The organism is Bacillus sp. BS3(2021), assembly GCF_021043345.1.
GTDB classification, from domain to species: domain Bacteria; phylum Bacillota; class Bacilli; order Bacillales; family Bacillaceae; genus Bacillus; species Bacillus paralicheniformis.
Genome location: NZ_JAJNDM010000001.1, coordinates 179896 through 196875, shown reverse-complemented (window position 1 = coordinate 196875; position 16980 = coordinate 179896). Strand labels below are relative to the sequence as shown.

Here is a 16980-nt window from a genome sequence, read left to right as displayed (position 1 = left end):
TTTATATTTCTTTTTTCATATGGTACACATTGATTGTACAATCTTTTTGGCCTAGGTCAATATGTTTCAGTCAACGTCCGAAATATTTACATTTTGCAGAATGCCCGATTTATAAAAAAAAAGCCGCAGTGCGGCCCTGTAAAAAACCCTCTTAAAAAATGAGCAAAATTCCCGCTGTGACTGACGCCAGACCCGCAAAATAAACGAAGTCTTTTCCGGAAAGCCGCGCTGTTTGATAGTAGGTGCGGTCTTTTGCACCGGTAAACCCTCTCGCTTCCATGGCAACGGCGATTCTTTCCGACTTGCGGATGCCTTGCGAAAACAAAGGCAGCGCATAGCGAATAAACGCCTTCCAGCTGTTTTTTTGCTTATAGCCCCTGATTTTGTGCGCCGCCTTCATTTGCGAAAGCTCAGACTGAAAAAGCGGGACAAAACGGAAGCCGGCCAGCAAGCCATAAGCCCATTTAGGCGACAGCCTGCATTGATGAATCAGGCTCATAATAAACTGCGTCAAATCGGTTGTTGATGTAAACAAAAGACCGTATGTGACAAAGCCGAGCATCCGGAGCGCGATTGTCAGCCCATTGCCGACGCTTTCCTCGGTGACACGGAACCAGGCCCATTCCCAAATCGTTTCCTCGCCTTTTCCAAAAGCGGCCATCATCCAAAAGACGAGAATAAAAAAGACGAGATAAGGCAACAGCCGCTTACTTAAATAAGACAAAGTCCATCCCCCGAAAAAAATTCCGACGGCAACCGCAAACAGCCAAATGAATAGAGTCGGTTTCGGATTTGAAACAAACATGAGCAAGCACATGACCAGGAGGTGGGAAAAGAGCTTGGCGCTCGGGTTCAATGCCGAAAGAAGTGAACCATTGCTTTTCATACGGGAACCCTCTCCTTTCTTTCATGCATGAACCGGTAATGAAGCGGCGGTATCAATGAAAAGCGGCGGACGAGGCCTTGATCAGAAAATAATCGATACGGCGTTCCTTGAAATGCCGCTTTCCCTTGATGAAACACGACGACACGGCCGGAATGCTCATCTACGATGTCCATGTCGTGCGTCACCATCACAATCGTCGTTCCCCGTTCCTGCCGTTCCTTTAACCGCTTGATTAATTCTTGCGCCGTCCTTTCGTCCTGACCGAATGTCGGCTCGTCAAGCAGCAGCAGATCCTGGTCAAACAAAAGCATTGTCGCAACGCTTAAACGCCGTTTCTGCCCGAGGCTTAATGTAAAGGGGTGCACTTTTTGATGAGCGTCAAGTCCGAATTCCCGCAGCAATTCAGCCGTTTTCTTTTCGACCCGGTCCTCCGGCCATCCCCGCTGCCTCGCCCCGAACGCGATCTCGTCAAACACCGTGTCCCGAATAAATTGAAGCTCGGGATTTTGAAAAACAAAGCCGGCCTTCTCATAGAGCGTACGGTCGGACCATTTCTTCAGCTCCCGATCCTCAAGATAAAGGCGCCCTTTTTTGACGGCTTCAAGCCTGATCAGACTTTTTAAAAACGTACTCTTTCCGCTCCCGTTCTCGCCGATGACCGAAATCCATTCTCCCCTTGGAATCTCAAGGGTGATGCCGTCGGCAACGATCTTTTTCCGATAGCCGATCGCCGCGTCGTTTGCGCGGATCAATATGTCTCTGTCAGCTGCAGGCCTGTTTTTCGCCTCCTCCTCTTTCATTTTCAATGTAGAAGAGAGCTTGACGGCGAGCGGATGATCATCTTGTGTGATGACATCTTCCCATACCGCAGGGTACAGTTTCGGCTGCCAGATGCCCGCCGCTTTCATCTCCGGCTGAAAATGTTTCACGATTTCTTCCGGCTTTCCGTCAGCGATGATCTGTCCCTTTCCATTGAAAAGAATGACGCGGTCCATCCACTCGATACAGCCGTCCAGCACGTGTTCGATGAACACCATCGTCTGTCCGCTTTTTCGTGAAACGTTACGAAGCAAGGCAAAGATGTCTTTCCGGCTGGCCGGGTCCAGCTGCGCCGTCGGCTCGTCAAAAAACAGCACTTCAGGCTCCAGAGCGAGCAGGCACGCTAATGCCAGTCTCTGCTTCATACCGCCTGACAAGGTTTCGATCGGCGTTTTCTTATCTATCTTTAATCCGACTTGCTCCATCAGCTCCGAGATGATGCCGTCCATATCTTTTGGGGAGACGGACCGGTTTTCTAGGCTAAAAGCGATTTCCTCATCAACATGAAGCATGCAGAACTGCGAATCCGGATCCTGAAACATAACGCCGGCGCTCTTTCTGCGATTGACCTCTCCGCTGACCTCAGCTTCGACATGTTCAGGAATGATGCCGGAAAGCACGGACAACAGTGTCGATTTGCCGCTTCCGCTCGGACCGAGTATCAGCACTTTCTCTCCCTGCCCAATCGACAGCGAGACCCGGTCTAGGACTGTTTCAGGACGATGATAAAAACGGACGGAAAGGTTACTGCATCCGAGAAATGAACGCATCGGCATCATCCTTCTTCCGCTGTTCCTTCATGATCTCATACTGATTCAGGACTCCCGTTTTCGCAAGCGCTTCGACAACGGCTTTTGCCAGCCAGCCGCCGAGTACAATGCCGCTGATAATTTGGATGATAAGCGTCATGATCAGCGTTTGCGTCGTATAGTAGGCAAAACCGTTCGCCATCAGGCTGTATGTCATGCTTCCGACCGCGGCAAGCGCACCGGAAAGCATAAGGGTAAACAAGTTGTAACGCTTATAGCGAAAGATCGCAAAAGCGATTTCCGCACCGGCTCCCTGGAACACACCGATTAATAATGCTGACAGTCCAAAGTGGCTTCCGGTCAGCAGTTCGACCGCCGCAGCTGCCGTCTCGGCAATCAGCGCCGCACCCGGTTTACGGATGATATAAGCGACAATCGGGCTGGCGATCACCCAAATGCCGAACATAAAGTTCGCTCCGACAGGCCCGACAATTGCTGAAACAGGGATCCACAAGGTGGACCATCCTAAGTAAATGACGCCGCATGCAACGGACAAGATCACTGCCATCACGACTTCTTTCATGTTCCAATTCATCGTCTCACCGCCTCCATTTCCACAGGCCAATCTTCAACTGTATAAGCCATCTCCCAAAAGCCGTATTCAAGCTGACAGCTTTGCAAAAAAAGCTCCTTCATTTTTTCTTTTTCAGCCTTGCCCGCTGTTTCGGCCCATTCATCCAGGCGGGCGCAAAACTTCGTCGTGATTGAATCGGTTCTGTCTCCGTAAAAACAGATCCAGTCATAAAATGGATGCGACGGGTCAGGCTGAACGTCCATCATCAGTTTTTTTCCGATCTCCCAATATGTCCACGGACAAGGCAGCAAGACGGCTAATATCTCTCCCAGCGTGCCTTCGTGCGCCGCCGTCAGCATATGGTGGATATAATGATGGGCAGAAGGCGCAAGCGGATAGCCCTGCAGAGATTCATACTCCACCCCCGCGGCCCGGCACAGGTTGTTGTGCGGGTGCACTTCGCTGTTTAATACAAATGAAATCTGCTCATGAAACATCTCCATGTCTTTCCGGTTTTGACACTTGGAAATTGCAATTCCGTAGATTTGAATAAAAGCGTTCAAATACTCGTAATCTTGCTTCACATAATGAATAAGCTGCTCCTTTTTCAGCTTGCCGGACGCCAGTCCCAATACAAACGGATGCTCAAAAATGGCTTCAAAAATAGGGTTTGCCTCGCGGCGAAGTTCTGCAGAAAAACTCATGTAGATAGCCTCCTCAGCAATCGGTTTTATAAGGAAGGCACAGGGGGAGCGAGCCGCTTTTTACGCAAAAAAGCCGCCCCAAAATGGAGCGGCCTTTGTATGATGAAATCATAAAGACACCGGCTCCACTTCCCTACGCTAGTATGAACTAGATCAGGTTCAAAGGGTCCAAGATCGCTTCTTGTCTCAGCCGGCTTACGGCTCCCCTAGTGGACTTCCTATTACATTAACTTTTACTCTACACATCAATGATTATGATGTCAACCTGAGTTTTTCAGTTTTATTCTTGTATAGAACCGCCGGGTTTCATACAGAAGATGCAGCGGGTAAAAATATTTATGGAAAAATGTTAATTTTCTGAAACCTTTTGCAGGCTTGTTCGTCTAATATAGTGAAGACAAAAAAATTTGGAGGGGATATTTATGATGATGTTTATCTTGATTTTGACAATGGCTGTGTATTTGTTCTATTCTTTCAGCAAAGACAACCGGCCGGCCAAAAGAAACAACAAGAATCATCAGACACTGACTGTTATTAGGGAAAACCCTTTTACCGCCCCTTCCAATGATGTCAATTGCTAACTTGATAGACAACAAGCAAGCCGCCCCATGACGGGCGGCTTTTTACGTTTTTAGGATTGAAATTGTTCCGCTTCAGTCGATCCCTTCAGTGCAGTGGTTGATGAAGTCCCGCCTGTCACAACCTGGGCGACTTCATCAAAGTAGCTCGTTCCGACTTCGCGCTGATGCCTTGTCGCCGTATAGCCGTGGACTTCGCTGGCAAACTCGGCCTGCTGCAGATCAGAATACGCCGCCATTCCGCGGTGCTTATATTGGCGGGCCAATTCAAACATGCCGTGGTTTAAGGCGTGGAAGCCTGCCAGTGTGACAAATTGAAATTTATAGCCCATTTCACTGAGCTGTTTCTGGAAGTTCAAGATGGTGTTGTCATCCAGTTTGGCCTTCCAGTTGAACGAAGGGGAGCAGTTGTAGGCGAGCAGTTTGCCCGGGAATTTTTCATGGATCGCCTGTGCAAACCGGCGGGCTTCTTCAATATTCGGCTCAGACGTTTCACACCAGATCAAATCGGCATACGGCGCATACGCCAAACCTCTCGCAATCGCCTGATCAAGACCCGGCTTTGTTTTGAAGAACCCTTCCGCTGTTCGCTCTCCCGTCAAAAACGGCGCATCATATGAATCGACGTCGCTTGTGATCAGGTCGGCCGCATTCGCGTCCGTACGGGCAATAAGAATGGTCGGGACTCCCATCACGTCTGCGGCGAGGCGCGCGGCAATCAAATTACGCACCGCCGTTTGCGTCGGAAGCAGCACTTTCCCGCCCAAATGCCCGCACTTTTTCTCAGACGACAACTGGTCTTCAAAGTGAACTCCCGCGGCGCCGGCTTCAATCATACCTTTCATCAGCTCGAACACATTCAGCTGTCCGCCGAAGCCTGCTTCAGCGTCGGCCACAATCGGGGCAAACCAATCGATGTCTTCTTTCCCTTCCATATGATGGATTTGATCGGCGCGCTGCAGCGTGCGGTTAATTTTTTTGACAACTTCCGGCACGCTGTTTGCCGGATAAAGGCTTTGGTCAGGATACATGCTCCCTGACAAATTGGCATCAGCAGCCACCTGCCAACCGCTTAAATAAATCGCTTTCAATCCGGCTTTTACTTGCTGCATGGCTTGGTTTCCGGTCAAAGCGCCCAGCGCCGGGACGAAATCCTCTGTGTGGAGAAGCTTCCATAGCTTTTCGGCGCCGCGCCTTGCAATCGTGTATTCAATCTCAAGCGTGCCTCTCAGCCGAATAACGTCAGCCGCCTGATACGGCCTTGTGATCCCTTTCCAGCGTTCTTCATGCTCCCAGCTTTCTGCGAGTTGTTTTTCTTTCAGCATCGCACATTCCCCCATCATATTTTTTCATAAGCGGGTATCGTTAGAAATTCCGCGAATTCATCATCCAAAATCAGCTGTTCAAATAACTGTCCGGCCTCTTCGAACCGGCCGCTCCGAAAATGTTCTATGCCGGCTTCTTCGAAGATTTTCTGCATTTCTTCCTCTTTCATCATCTTGACCATTTCGGCGTTGACTTTCCGGCCATCGTCAAGAACCCCTTTCGGATGGCGAATCCATTGCCAAAGCTGGGCTCTGGAAATCTCCGCCGTTGCTGCGTCCTCCATTAAGTGGTCGATCGGAGCGGCGCCTCTGCCCGACAGCCATGAAGCTAAATAGCGGATGCCGGCGCTGATATTGGTACGGACGCCTGCTTCTGTAATCCGGCCTTTCGGTACTTCCAGCAAGTCTTTTTCCTCGACCTTTACGTCTTCCCGCTTTCTATGAATCTGGTTCGCCGACGGCATATGCTGATTGAATACATCGAGCGCCGTTTGAATCATGCCGGGATGCGCGATCCATGTTCCGTCATGGCCGTCTTTTACTTCACGTTCCTTATCTTCGCGGATTTTGGCAAATGCGGCTTCATTGATCTCAGGTTTGTCTTTAGCGGGAATTTGCGCCGCCATTCCCCCGATCGCATGGACGTTGCGTTTATGACACGTTTGAATCGCCAAGAGGGAGTACGCTCTCATGTTTGGAACCGTCATCGTCACGGCTGAGCGGTCTGGAAGAATGACGTCTTCCCTGTTCCTGAATTTCTTAATAAAGCTGAAAATATAATCCCACCTGCCGCAGTTAAGTCCGGCTGAATGCTCCTTCAATTCATAGAGGATTTCATCCATTTCAAAAGCCGCCAGGATCGTTTCAACGAGAACCGTCGCTTTAATCGTCCCCTGCGGAATGCGCAAGTCGTTTTGCGCATACACAAACACGTCGTTCCACAGCCTTGCTTCCAGATGGTTTTCGATTTTTGGAAGATAGAAATAAGGACCGCTTCCTTTTTTTATCAGCTCTTTTGCATTATGGAAAAAATAAAGGCCAAAATCGAACAGGCTTGCTGACACGGGCTTGCCGCCGATCAGCACATGCTTTTCTTCCAAGTGCCATCCCCTCGGCCTTACAATGATGACGGCGGGGTTTTCTTTCAGTTCATAGCGGTTGCCTTGTTCATTCGTAAAGGAAATCGTCCCGCGAACCGCGTCCCGTAAATTAACCTGGCCGTCAAGGCAGTTTTTCCACGTTGGCGAGTTCGCATCTTCAAAGTCGGCCATAAAGACTTTCGCTCCTGAATTTAAAGCATTGATGACCATTTTTCTGTCGACCGGGCCAGTGATTTCAACCCTGCGGTCCTCCAAATCCCGGGGGAGCGGCGCGACCGTCCACTCCGCCTCGCGGATGTGCTTCGTTTCCGCCAAAAAACCCGGATTCTTCCCTTGATCAATTTCAGCCTGCCTGATCGTTCGCAAATGCAGCAATTCCCGTCTTCTTCCCCCGAAATGTCGTTCAAGACGTCCGATAAACTCCAGCGCTTCTTTTGTCAAAATCTCTTCATACTGCGGATTCATCGATCCGGTTATCTGAGTTCTCTTCTCCTCTGTTTTCATGTCTCCCTACCCCTTTACATGCATTGTTATAAAACAGTTTGCTTACTCGCCTTTTTTGGAAAGACAGCGCTCACATTCCATAAAGTAAGATTCAGCCTGCTCCTCCATCTTTTCACCGCATTCAGGGCAAGTTTTTTTTGGAAGCGTTCTGAAAAATTCCATCGGACTTTTCAAGCTCATTTGTGTCACTCTCCTTTTTATAGAACAGTTTTATATTTTTTATTTCTGTTGTAGTACAGTATACAGCGCAAAAAGAAAAAAGTACACACCTTTTTCCAAAAAATATTTATTTTTTTCCATTCAAACAAAAATAGATTGTTCTCTTTTTATTCATAACTTGTTCATATTTTTCTTCTAGAATAGGGAACATAAAGAGGTGAAAGTGATGATGAAAATAAAAAACAAACAACTTGATGTCACTCTGATTCTGATTTTGTTGGCAGCTCTTATTCTGAATACATATAACATTTGGCAGGACAATGCCGCCAACCAGTATTACTTGGCGGCGGTCAAAAGCATGACGCAAAGCTTCCACAATTTCTTCTTTGCGTCATTCGACTCTTCCGGATTCGTATCAGTAGATAAGCCGCCCCTCGTTTTATGGATTCAGACCATATTTGCGAAAATTTTCGGCGTGCATACGTGGAGTGTGATTTTGCCGCAGGCGCTTGCAGGTGCGGGTTCCGTCTATCTGCTATACGCACTGATTAAACCGAAATTCGGAAAAGGAGCCGCCCGCATTTCAGCGCTGGTGATGGCGCTGACGCCGATCGCGGTTGCCGTAAGCCGGACGAATAATATCGACAGCATGCTCGTCTTCACGCTCCTTCTTGGTACATGGTGCCTGATGAAGGCGGTCAAACAAGGCAGGCTGCTCTGGCTGCTCGCTGCATTTGGCCTCATCGGCCTCGGGTTCAATATGAAGATGCTTCAGGCATTCATGGTGCTTCCCGCGTTCTTGCTGTTTTATCTCATCGCGGCCCATGCGAATTGGAAGAAAAAAATTGTGTCCGCTGTTTTATCGCTTATTGTTCTCACCGGCGTTTCGCTTTCTTGGGCGCTTGCTGTCGACTATACATCGGCCGACAGCCGCCCGTATGTCGGAAGCAGTCAAACCAACTCCGTGCTTGAACTGGCTTTCGGCTACAACGGCACAGAGCGGCTGCTCGGCCAGACGACGGGCAACGTCCGCGGCGATATGAACGGTTTTAGAGGAGACATGCAGCAGCCGAACGGCAATGCACACACTCAGAACGGGAACAATGCAGCCGACAGCTCCAATGGACAAAATGGCGCGATGCAGCCGCCGGGTGCAAGCAGCGCGACCAACGGCAATGCGCAAACTCAAGACGGAAGCCGTTCATCCGACGGCTCCGATGGACAAAACGGTGCAATGCAGCCGCCGGCTGCGGGCAACGCGACCGATGACGGTTCTCAAGGAGCAAACGGCGGCAGTCAGCCGCCAACCGGAGGCGGACCGGGTGGAGGCAACGGCGGGCCCGGTGGCAATGGCGGACCGGGTGCAGGTCAAGGCAGCGGACAAAGCATGAACATGTTCGGCACCGGTGACGCAGGACCCCTGCGGCTCTTCCAATCTGCTTTATCGGGCCAAATCAGCTGGATGCTTCCATTCGCATTATTCGGACTGCTCGGCATGATCATCAGCTGGCTCCGCAGCCGCCGTGGAAAAGCAGGCGAAATGAAAGAAACAATCTTTTGGGCTGCATGGCTCGTTCCTGTTGCCGGGTTCTTCAGCATCGCCGGATTCTTTCACCACTATTACTTGATTATGCTGGCACCGCCGATCGCCGCACTGTCAGGAATCGGATGGTACGCGATGTACGGCCTTTACAAAAGTCACAAAGACTGGGCAAGCTATCTGCTGCCGGCGGCCGTTCTGACAACGGCAGCATTCCAAGTGTATATTTTAAGCGCATATACAAGCCAAATCGGCAGCGCCTGGATGTATGTCATGGGCCTCTTGGGGCTGGGTGTCACCATCGCCTTACTGATGCTGAAGCGAAGTCATCCATTCGGAAAGCAGCTCACCATCATCAGCTTGTGCGTGTTTCTTTTGACACCGGTCTATTGGTCGGCAACACCGATCCTTTACGGAGGAAACAGCGTTCTTCCTGAATCGGGGCCTCAGCTGCAAAGCTCCAACGGAGGCGGAATGTTCAGCTCGGATGTGGACACAGGATTGCTCACATACCTCCGGAAAAATAATACCGGCGAAGAGTACCTGTTCGCGACATTGACAACGGTAACCGCAGCTCCGTATATCATTAATGCCGACGAAAATGTCATGGCGCTCGGAGGCTTCAACGGCACAGATCCGATCTTGTCGGTCAGTGAGCTGAAAAACCTCGTCAAAGAAGGAAAAATAAAATACTTTCTAATCAGTGACAACTCAGGCAACAGTGAGCTCGTCTCCTGGATTAAAGAAAACGGAACCGAAATTTCGTCTGATGAATACAACAGTACCACGAACAATACAGACCGCTCCGCACAACAGGGCGCAAGGGGCGGCCCGGGCGGCGGACAGCAGCAAACACTCTACAAGGTTGAGCTGTAGTAAATATGAGGAAGCCCATCGGACTCATCCGATGGGCTTTTGATTATGCTTTTCTAAAAATAACCGGCGGATGATGTTCAATATGGTCAAGAAGTTTTTCTCCATATAGGGTCATCGTTTGCCGCCAAGGGTCGCCAAGCACGCCCCATTCAAAATCCCGCTGGAAAAAGAAATAGTAATCCCCATTCGGAAAGAGCGGAATCGGCCAATCCCCATATTCATCTTTAGGAAGCGGTCCGTGCGGATAAAACATATATCCTTCATGCTGCCAATAGAGTGCGTACACCGTCTCCAGCGGATCTGTACACGCCTTGAAGGCGCCGATCATCTTCTCCTCCAAATCGGCAAGGAACCGGCCGTCTGCTTTAAACCCTGTGGACACATCATAGACAATATACGGCCGCGGCGGCTTCATCCTTGAACATTGAAGGCCGGGTTTCCATTTGACGACCCGATTCACCTTTGTCCACACTTTATCATTTTCCCGGCTGCTTAAAACGGTCCAGCTCATTGGGTATCGTTCTCCTTTTGCTGTTTGACAAATTTGCTGCTCCCGTTTACCCGCAGACTGAAATATGAATGCTTGTGGGCCATTGTATATATCACCGCTTCATCATCCGACAGCCATTCCAGCCTGTTCATATAGTATGCGATGTCCTCAATAAAAGTTTCTGTTGCAGCCGCCAGTCCTTTTGCAATCACATTTTTCTTTCTGTCTTCAATCACTAAATATAATCTGAACGAGTATATATCAAGCTCGACCAGAGGGTACGCCTTTAATTTAAAATTCGGACTCATCTTTGGCCGCCATGCTTTAAACTGGTGTTTGTAATCTTTCTTCCTCATATTTGCAAAAGCCTTAGCAACAGCCGCTTTATCCCAGTTGCGTTGTTCCGCTACAAACAGCATCGCTTCTTTCAGTACACCTGCCATCATCACTTTTTTCTCGTAACTCTGCAGCTTTTGGAAAGCTGGCATATCAAAAGGAATCTCCGCTTCATAACTGTGTTTTGGACAAAGCATATCAGGTTCTTCCTGAACTGTTTTTACCAGTTTCATCTCTTCAAAGTCACCGCATATAAAGAAAATCGCTTGACAGTCGTTCGTTTTAAACGTTTTACCCAGCTCCCACAAAAACATCTCTGTGATACATGTTGACTCGCCTTGCAAACCTTTCCCATATTCATCGACCATCTGTACCTCTTTTAAAAACATGTCAGTTGTCCTCTCACATCTTTTCTCCGTAATGCCTCTGGAAAATTTCCTGAAAATCCGGGGGAATGGTTTGGTTGTAAAATATGACAGAAATCCAACCCAGCACGATATCATTGAGCGGCTGCCAAGACTTCAGACTTTCCTTCAATGCATCATCATTAAAGCCAATGACACATATTTCGAATGTACGCGAGCCATAAATAACCCATTTTTGTGAAGGTGACATCCATACAACTCTAGAAGCCAGCGTTATCATGTCTTCATTCTGATCCGAACCCTTTGTCAAAACCGAAAGATACGCTTCAGACGACATATCAACGGGAAGCTTCACCCAAGTGTCTGACCACTCCTCAATTCCTCCCATCACAATATATTCATCGCCTGAAGCAGCTGCCAATTGGCTTAGCATATGCCAGCTATCATCTGACAACACCCAATGAAATTCTTCGAAACAGAAATATCGGAACTTCTGTCTGAACACAAGATTTGGAAACTCCTTTTCTGCATTTAATAATTTGTCTGCTGCCTGCCGGAAGAGATGCAGCTCACTGCTGTTTTTACCATCACCTTTCCGATACATTTAATAATTCTCCAATTCCGCCAAGATGTCTTCCAAGAGAGAATCGATCGGCAATATAATAGCGTCTCTCGAGTTGAAAAAGATGGACGGCTGAATTCCGTCTTCTTTCATGCCCGGCAGCCACTCATTCACAAAGTCTTCGAGATCGATCGGTCTGGCTGTGCATGCGCTCCATTCCTGTACTGCGCACAATTCGGCGTAGTCCTTTGCCGGCCAGAACGGAATCAATTTGCCGCCTTGATCATCCTCCGTCATCACCCATCCGTCGCCATATAATGACCAGACCTCTTCAAAGTCGGCGATTCTTTTAATAAAATACTCGTACCGCTTCTCTTTCGAAGCCTTTAATAAAGCCTCGACTTCTTTTTTGTTCAGCCTTGGCACGATTCGTTCAATGCGTGAAACATCATATGTATGGCAATAAAATTGGAATGTCCCGTCTTCATAATCTTCAACAACATAATTGATATTCTCCCAGCCGGCGTTTAATTGATCGATTTTGAAACCGCCATGCCGGCTTTCAAAATCGGTTAACCGAACAGAAGAAACCTCCTTAAATGTCAAATCAATATGATAGCTGTCATTCTCATCTTCATAGAGAACCGTCATGTCGATCGAGCTGATGTCTTTTCCTTCATGAAATTCTTTGTAGTATTGAAACCGGATAATTTCTTTAATATGAACCGGTGAAAACTCGGGTATTTCCAGATTAAGCTTTTCGTGTTTAGACAACTCCACTATAGTCACCTCTGTATGGGTATGGTCAAGTCTTCCTGCGGTTTACAATCGAACACAACAATCTCCTGACATTTTCATGCATGGCAACCACATGAAAAGTCTCAGGGTAATTTTCGATTTTGTTCTTTGGATAAACTTCAAAAAACGTTTTTTCTAGTGATTGGTGTTGCACCTTAGGCATTTTTTTATCCGCCAAAACGTAACCTAAACTGCCGGCGACGAGCGCAAAATACTCGTAAAAATCCCCTGACAAGCCGTGACCGTCTTGTTCAAACGCATCCAAATCTGCCGGAAGCGGTCCTGACAAGCGCTTGTCCATATCCTTCAGTTGATTTACAGTATCAGCATCAAGCCGATAATATCTGTATCTTTTCTTCATTGTCCTTCACCCGCAGATCGTAAAAATTCTGTTTTATCAAAAGAAAAGTGGATCTCAATTATTGCCTACATCGCGCGCTTTCCATTCAAGATATTTTTGTAATCCGCCCAAATACCGGCCTGATTCAATGTCATGATGCTTTCTGACTGAGTAGCCTGGAACGCCAAGGTTCGTCAGATAGACTTCTGAGCAGGTAGCTGTTAAGAAAATCCAATTTGAAATTCCTTCTTCTTACCCACCTCTCCGGGCAGGATCTTTAGATAAAATGGCAGGCTTGTTCAAGGTATGTCTCATATTCACGGTTCGTGAACCGTTCAAACACACCTTAGGATGAGTGCCATCAAACGCTAAATCAGACCAAATGTCCTTTGTCATCGTCCTTCACAATCACGTTTATATACTTTGAGCTTCGACCTTAAGAATATGACATGCCGGACAGAGCGAAAAATAAAGGATCGCCTCTCCAAAAAACAAATCTCCATATTTTTCGTCGAAGTCATTCTCACCTGTTATTAAAGCGACAAACGTCATGCCTTGTCCGCATTCACAGCAAGTCAAATCAAGCTCATCTTCTGCGAGCAAAGGCTTGCCAAATACGCGGCCAAAATATGCAGTCCCGAGTGCTGTAAAAATCTCATCGTACCTCTCTTCAGAAGTAGGATAATCTTCAGCTTCCATCTCGACAAGCGAAACCGGGACATGCCGCAACGGAGCCGTTATTTGATCTTCGTCATCAGCCTTTTCAAACTCTTCCTGTTCTTGTTTGATGACAGCTGCAGAGCGATTTTGAAAATCGAGCTTAAAAAATTGCTCCTCCCAGAGCATTGAACAATTTAAGCATGAAAACAAAACCAGTTCTTCACAGTGCTCCCCTCTCAACTCGCTCAGCCGGTCATCCTTTAAATCAAGACAAACAAGCTGATGCATTGGAGTCTCGCAGAGCCTGCAATTCGGCAGATTCCACTCATCCCCACCGACATGATGATGATCATCTCGCGGTGACTCTTCAAACATGATTTTATAGCCGATCGGTCGACTGAAGCTTTTTCCGTAAAAGATATGTTCCAAAAGGTTTCCTCCTAAGAAAATAAACTATCAATAAACAGGCTCGCACCCGTAATCATCCTCTTGATATAAATCTTCAATTCTTTTAATAAAGTTTAAAGTGTCCCTCAACCTTTTCAATATCTAATGCCCACCGGATTCTAAAAAGTAAGAACTCACCTCTTTTATTCAGTCCTTTATTATTATTCAGTCAGGGAAGAAAAACGCCTCCTTTGATGACGCTTTATTCCACAACATAGACATCAGTCGCATCAAATTCAAACCAGATGACCTTCTCCTTTGATTCAATATGTACATCAACCTTTTGAGTCACGCTATTAAAATATTTTTTATTGTTAACCGGGTCTGCTACTAAAACAACAAAATCATTGATTGAAGCAAGAAAAGAGAGGTATTCTGTCAGCTTGTGTCTTTCTAGCAGTTCTTCTTTAGTCAACATGCACTCAACGTGGATGAGCCTTTTCGATAGGGCATTTACAGCAAATTGTTTATCTTCAATGAATGGGTTCATTTCATCTATGAAATCGGGCGTTCCCATAATTTCGATAAGAATCTGGTTAAAATCGAGATGTTCAAAAAATGTAATGAGGTCATTGTTTGACAGAAGATCGGATGAGTACAGTGAATGGTAATGCAGAAGGTTGATCACATCCAGATTTCCTATACTCGTCAAAGACTCGGTATTTAATTTACACACGGACCGCATTCCTTCTAGTTAATCCAGGTCAGATATGATAGCTTTTGTCTGCTTTCCTTCATAAAGTCACTATTTGCAGCATTCCGTTCTAACTCAAACAATTCTTGAATGGATATATTCGGAAAGGTTTCGTCTAATAAACGGTTTCTTCGATTTGTATACAATACACGAGCGAGCGGCTCATGATTTGAGCTGATAACCTTAAAGGTATAATCGATAATATAGCTTTCTTGTAAACACATTGCCGCGAAGACATGTTCTTTTAATAAGTCTTTCCCTATTTCTGCTGAAGCCGCCTCGTCCATTCCCTTGTAAACCTTATTGAACAGAATGCAGACCGCACTGCCTTCATACTCATCTATCATCTGCATGATATGAAAGTAAGTGTTATGGCTGTCAGGCACAATGATTTTATCCCCAATTTTATAATTTTGTCCTTTAGGAATCTTATAGTTCGCAATCTCTTCTTTAAAACTGTCGCGCAGTTCTTGAGAAACCATAAAGGAAGGGTTATGCAGTTCATTTATAACCGCGGCCACTTCAAACACTTTTTGGCCATCCCGATAGGAAACTGAGGTTCCATCGGCTTCTGAATCAAAGGCTATCCTACCGAATCCTCTTTGCTTTAATTCTTTTCTAATGAGAGAGACAGCCTGCTCTGTCGTTTCTTGATTCAATAATGCTGCCACATCTGCATAAAACCAATATTTTTTGATGACAGAGTCGGGAAAGTAGATATCTATTTTTCCTAATCGAAACGTTCGTTGGTGCACTTTCTCACCTCATCAATGGGGCCGTTCCAGTATTCTTCTATCCAATCCTTTAGTTCCTCTTTATCATGCAAATATGTTTCAGGTGAATCCTTTAAATCGAATCCGCTTAGTAAAATCAACAAATTCCATACCCTCTCATCTTCTACTTCCGGATCGTCAGCGTATACATAACCCCCTGCCCAATCCGAAAGTTCCTCTCTCGCCAAATCTCCTTTTAACACCTGTTTCATTTTGCAGATACAGTCCGATAATTCAGGTTTTTCCACATCTAACACCTCTTTTGTTATCGAATGTGATTCTCCCCATAGGCTTTCTAAACATGCCTTAGTCGATATCGTAATCTTCCCACTGTTTCCAATCATTATTTGGGACCCCTGCACAAACCGGACCTTGTCCAGTTTCAAGATATTCTGCAAATGATTGAAATGAAACTAATTCACTTGGGCTAGTTAAATAATCGGGATACTCCCAATTCTCTGTTTCATACACTTCTTCATAATCGCATTGTAGTCCTAATTCATTCAGAAGATTTTCGGGTTTTATCCAAAGAGCCTCTCTGAAAGAAGGATCTTCAAACAAGTTTCTAAAGTATGTTTTCCACGCTCCTTCTTTTGTCTGTTTTTGGTATCTGTTTCTCTGGTTAGCTTTTATACAGTAAAGAGTCTCCACAATTTCAATTTTGGCTACTTCGCTTAATTGATCCAGATTACTTTCATGATATGTTACCAGCTCACCTGCTTTGGTCGTTAAAGAGAAGTCGTCCATAATGATTAAGCTGTAGTTGTCTGAAAAACTGTTGCTGTATGCATGAATAGACAGAAAAGGCCCTTTATCATCTATTTGAAAGCACTGTATTGAAAGTAACCAATCATCTTTATTTAATCGCATTAACGTACATTTACTGCCGATATAGTTACATTCGCGCCATTCAAAAATCGGTCTGTTTAATTCACTAAATTCACCGTCTAATAAACTAAGAATTTCTCTGCTTTTAATCGATGGATTTCTCCCTTAAATACTTTTTAAAAATAATCGACAGAATCTGTGGATGCCCACATTGGCCACTCTGTATTTCCATTGGCATAGTCTGATAGATATGTTGCTTTTTTGCGGCATATTGCTTCGGCAATTGATTGAAAGAAAGGAGAAAGACTTGGCAAATCCTTTTCTGTTTCTGGATGTATCCACGTTTCTGTTGAATACAATTGGTCATACATTAACGAGAGATCAGCAGTTTGGAGTTGTTCATGTTTTGTCAGCCAGAGAGTGTCGAGAAATAAACGGTTTTTACTCATCTGCCTCAAACAGGTAATCCATTCATTCTCCGCATTAATATTTGCTTGCACTTTTTGCTCAATGAAAAAATGAAATACTTTCTCTCTAAGGACAATGCTAAACGGATTTTTTGCAAAACCGGTTTCCACATCCTCCAACTCTAATTTGTTTCCTTTTTCGTCCAAAAACGCAAACGGCTCATCAACTAAAAAGCTTACTTCATGATTGGTTACTTGATTGCCCATCGCATGAAAATCAATAGCCGGCCCCAATTTTGACAATCCGAACAACTGAAACGTCAAGAGCCAGTTATCCTCTTCAACAAATACCGAAAGTTTGCCTTTTGCGAAGTCGAAATTTCCGTTATCAAGCAATGGAAACTCTCCCTTTTTGAATGAATCATCAAGCAATGCAAGAATCGCTTCTTTATTTTTGAGCACGATC

20 protein-coding genes and 1 riboswitch are annotated in these 16980 nt (G+C 46.1%); of the genes, 2 read left to right on the top strand and 18 right to left on the bottom strand.

Annotated features, from left to right (window positions below; all coding sequences use genetic code 11):
- Nucleotides 1-151 precede the first annotated feature (151 nt).
- From LQ247_RS00935 to tenA, 4 genes are read right to left on the bottom strand one after another with little or no spacing between them, the layout of a single operon-like run.
- Entirely contained in the window at nt 152-886 is a 735-nt protein-coding gene (locus LQ247_RS00935) for an energy-coupling factor transporter transmembrane component T family protein (RefSeq protein ID WP_023856906.1), read from the bottom strand.
- Nucleotides 883-2475: an ABC transporter ATP-binding protein gene (locus tag LQ247_RS00930; RefSeq protein ID WP_231005436.1), complete on the bottom strand. Its 1593-nt coding sequence runs from the start codon at nt 2473-2475 to the stop codon at nt 883-885. The genes LQ247_RS00935 and LQ247_RS00930 overlap by 4 nt, the downstream gene beginning before the upstream one ends.
- On the bottom strand, nt 2450-3049 hold the full coding sequence (locus LQ247_RS00925; RefSeq protein ID WP_020453501.1) for an ECF transporter S component: 600 nt from the start codon (nt 3047-3049) through the stop codon (nt 2450-2452). The genes LQ247_RS00930 and LQ247_RS00925 overlap by 26 nt, the downstream gene beginning before the upstream one ends.
- Nucleotides 3046-3732: a thiaminase II gene (tenA, locus tag LQ247_RS00920; protein ID WP_101561298.1), complete on the bottom strand. Its 687-nt coding sequence runs from the start codon at nt 3730-3732 to the stop codon at nt 3046-3048. The genes LQ247_RS00925 and tenA overlap by 4 nt, the downstream gene beginning before the upstream one ends.
- A gap of 113 nt (nt 3733-3845) precedes the next feature.
- A riboswitch (TPP riboswitch) is annotated at nt 3846-3950 on the bottom strand.
- Between the two features lie 204 nt (nt 3951-4154).
- Between tenA and LQ247_RS00915 the strand changes: the two genes are divergently transcribed.
- Entirely contained in the window at nt 4155-4313 is a 159-nt protein-coding gene (locus LQ247_RS00915) for a hypothetical protein (RefSeq protein ID WP_020453503.1), read from the top strand.
- A 50-nt stretch (nt 4314-4363) separates the two neighbouring features.
- On the opposite strand, the gene aceA is transcribed toward LQ247_RS00915, so the two are convergent.
- Genes aceA through yhfH form a run of 3 tightly spaced genes read right to left on the bottom strand, consistent with a single transcriptional unit; the run spans nt 4364 to nt 7419 of the window.
- On the bottom strand, nt 4364-5635 hold the full coding sequence (gene aceA / locus LQ247_RS00910; protein WP_105981315.1) for an isocitrate lyase: 1272 nt from the start codon (nt 5633-5635) through the stop codon (nt 4364-4366).
- 14 nt (nt 5636-5649) lie between these two features.
- The gene (aceB, locus tag LQ247_RS00905) at nt 5650-7239 is read right to left on the bottom strand and encodes a malate synthase A (protein WP_231005434.1); all 1590 of its coding nucleotides are present in this window, start codon (nt 7237-7239) and stop codon (nt 5650-5652) included.
- A 42-nt stretch (nt 7240-7281) separates the two neighbouring features.
- Nucleotides 7282-7419, bottom strand: a complete 138-nt coding sequence (gene yhfH / locus LQ247_RS00900) for a protein YhfH (RefSeq protein ID WP_023856901.1) — start codon at nt 7417-7419, stop codon at nt 7282-7284.
- A 214-nt stretch (nt 7420-7633) separates the two neighbouring features.
- On the opposite strand from yhfH, the gene LQ247_RS00895 reads away from it, so the two are divergent.
- Nucleotides 7634-9814 carry an ArnT family glycosyltransferase gene (locus LQ247_RS00895; RefSeq protein WP_231005651.1) on the top strand — a complete coding sequence of 727 codons (2181 nt, stop codon included), beginning with the start codon at nt 7634-7636 and terminating at the stop codon, nt 9812-9814.
- Nucleotides 9815-9857: 43 nt separating this feature from the next.
- On the opposite strand, the gene LQ247_RS00890 is transcribed toward LQ247_RS00895, so the two are convergent.
- The 11 genes from LQ247_RS00890 to LQ247_RS00840 form a co-directional block, all read right to left on the bottom strand.
- Nucleotides 9858-10325, bottom strand: a complete 468-nt coding sequence (locus tag LQ247_RS00890; protein ID WP_231005432.1) for a DUF2716 domain-containing protein — start codon at nt 10323-10325, stop codon at nt 9858-9860.
- Nucleotides 10322-11029, bottom strand: coding sequence for a hypothetical protein (locus LQ247_RS00885; protein WP_095291277.1), 708 nt, complete (start codon nt 11027-11029; stop codon nt 10322-10324). Before LQ247_RS00885 ends, LQ247_RS00890 begins: the two co-directional genes overlap by 4 nt.
- Before the next feature lie 13 nt (nt 11030-11042).
- A complete protein-coding gene (locus tag LQ247_RS00880; protein WP_095291275.1) occupies nt 11043-11609 on the bottom strand; it encodes a hypothetical protein in 567 nt (188 codons plus the stop codon).
- Nucleotides 11610-12347 (bottom strand): DUF2750 domain-containing protein, encoded by a 738-nt coding sequence (locus tag LQ247_RS00875; RefSeq protein WP_231005429.1) that lies wholly within the window; start codon nt 12345-12347, stop codon nt 11610-11612.
- Nucleotides 12348-12372: 25 nt separating this feature from the next.
- Entirely contained in the window at nt 12373-12726 is a 354-nt protein-coding gene (locus tag LQ247_RS00870; protein ID WP_231005427.1) for a YxiJ-like family protein, read from the bottom strand.
- A gap of 393 nt (nt 12727-13119) precedes the next feature.
- Nucleotides 13120-13794, bottom strand: a complete 675-nt coding sequence (locus LQ247_RS00865; protein ID WP_146873890.1) for a hypothetical protein — start codon at nt 13792-13794, stop codon at nt 13120-13122.
- 220 nt (nt 13795-14014) lie between these two features.
- Nucleotides 14015-14440, bottom strand: a complete 426-nt coding sequence (locus LQ247_RS00860; protein WP_231005425.1) for a hypothetical protein — start codon at nt 14438-14440, stop codon at nt 14015-14017.
- 62 nt (nt 14441-14502) lie between these two features.
- Nucleotides 14503-15261 (bottom strand): hypothetical protein, encoded by a 759-nt coding sequence (locus LQ247_RS00855; protein WP_145654620.1) that lies wholly within the window; start codon nt 15259-15261, stop codon nt 14503-14505.
- Nucleotides 15237-15623 (bottom strand): hypothetical protein, encoded by a 387-nt coding sequence (locus LQ247_RS00850; RefSeq protein ID WP_306738993.1) that lies wholly within the window; start codon nt 15621-15623, stop codon nt 15237-15239. The genes LQ247_RS00855 and LQ247_RS00850 overlap by 25 nt, the downstream gene beginning before the upstream one ends.
- Nucleotides 15586-16242: a DUF7003 family protein gene (locus LQ247_RS00845; RefSeq protein WP_394798950.1), complete on the bottom strand. Its 657-nt coding sequence runs from the start codon at nt 16240-16242 to the stop codon at nt 15586-15588. Before LQ247_RS00845 ends, LQ247_RS00850 begins: the two co-directional genes overlap by 38 nt.
- 41 nt (nt 16243-16283) lie before the next feature.
- Nucleotides 16284-16976 carry a DUF7003 family protein gene (locus LQ247_RS00840; protein WP_145625418.1) on the bottom strand — a complete coding sequence of 231 codons (693 nt, stop codon included), beginning with the start codon at nt 16974-16976 and terminating at the stop codon, nt 16284-16286.
- Nucleotides 16977-16980 lie beyond the last annotated feature (4 nt).

Excerpts from the sequence above, each read along its gene's own strand:
- tenA (WP_101561298.1), bottom strand. The coding sequence starts at position 3,732 with ATGAGTTTTTCTGCAGAACTTCGCCGCGAGGCAAACCCTATTTTTGAA.
- LQ247_RS00930 (WP_231005436.1), bottom strand. The coding sequence starts at position 2,475 with ATGCGTTCATTTCTCGGATGCAGTAACCTTTCCGTCCGTTTTTATCAT.
- LQ247_RS00870 (WP_231005427.1), bottom strand. The coding sequence starts at position 12,726 with ATGAAGAAAAGATACAGATATTATCGGCTTGATGCTGATACTGTAAAT.
- LQ247_RS00885 (WP_095291277.1), bottom strand. The coding sequence starts at position 11,029 with ATGTTTTTAAAAGAGGTACAGATGGTCGATGAATATGGGAAAGGTTTG.
- LQ247_RS00925 (WP_020453501.1), bottom strand. The coding sequence starts at position 3,049 with ATGAATTGGAACATGAAAGAAGTCGTGATGGCAGTGATCTTGTCCGTT.
- LQ247_RS00915 (WP_020453503.1), top strand. The coding sequence starts at position 4,155 with ATGATGATGTTTATCTTGATTTTGACAATGGCTGTGTATTTGTTCTAT.
- LQ247_RS00935 (WP_023856906.1), bottom strand. The coding sequence starts at position 886 with ATGAAAAGCAATGGTTCACTTCTTTCGGCATTGAACCCGAGCGCCAAG.
- yhfH (WP_023856901.1), bottom strand. The coding sequence starts at position 7,419 with ATGAGCTTGAAAAGTCCGATGGAATTTTTCAGAACGCTTCCAAAAAAA.
- LQ247_RS00850 (WP_306738993.1), bottom strand. The coding sequence starts at position 15,623 with ATGATTGGAAACAGTGGGAAGATTACGATATCGACTAAGGCATGTTTA.
- aceA (WP_105981315.1), bottom strand. The coding sequence starts at position 5,635 with ATGCTGAAAGAAAAACAACTCGCAGAAAGCTGGGAGCATGAAGAACGC.
- LQ247_RS00890 (WP_231005432.1), bottom strand. The coding sequence starts at position 10,325 with ATGAGCTGGACCGTTTTAAGCAGCCGGGAAAATGATAAAGTGTGGACA.
- LQ247_RS00880 (WP_095291275.1), bottom strand. The coding sequence starts at position 11,609 with ATGTATCGGAAAGGTGATGGTAAAAACAGCAGTGAGCTGCATCTCTTC.
- aceB (WP_231005434.1), bottom strand. The coding sequence starts at position 7,239 with ATGAAAACAGAGGAGAAGAGAACTCAGATAACCGGATCGATGAATCCG.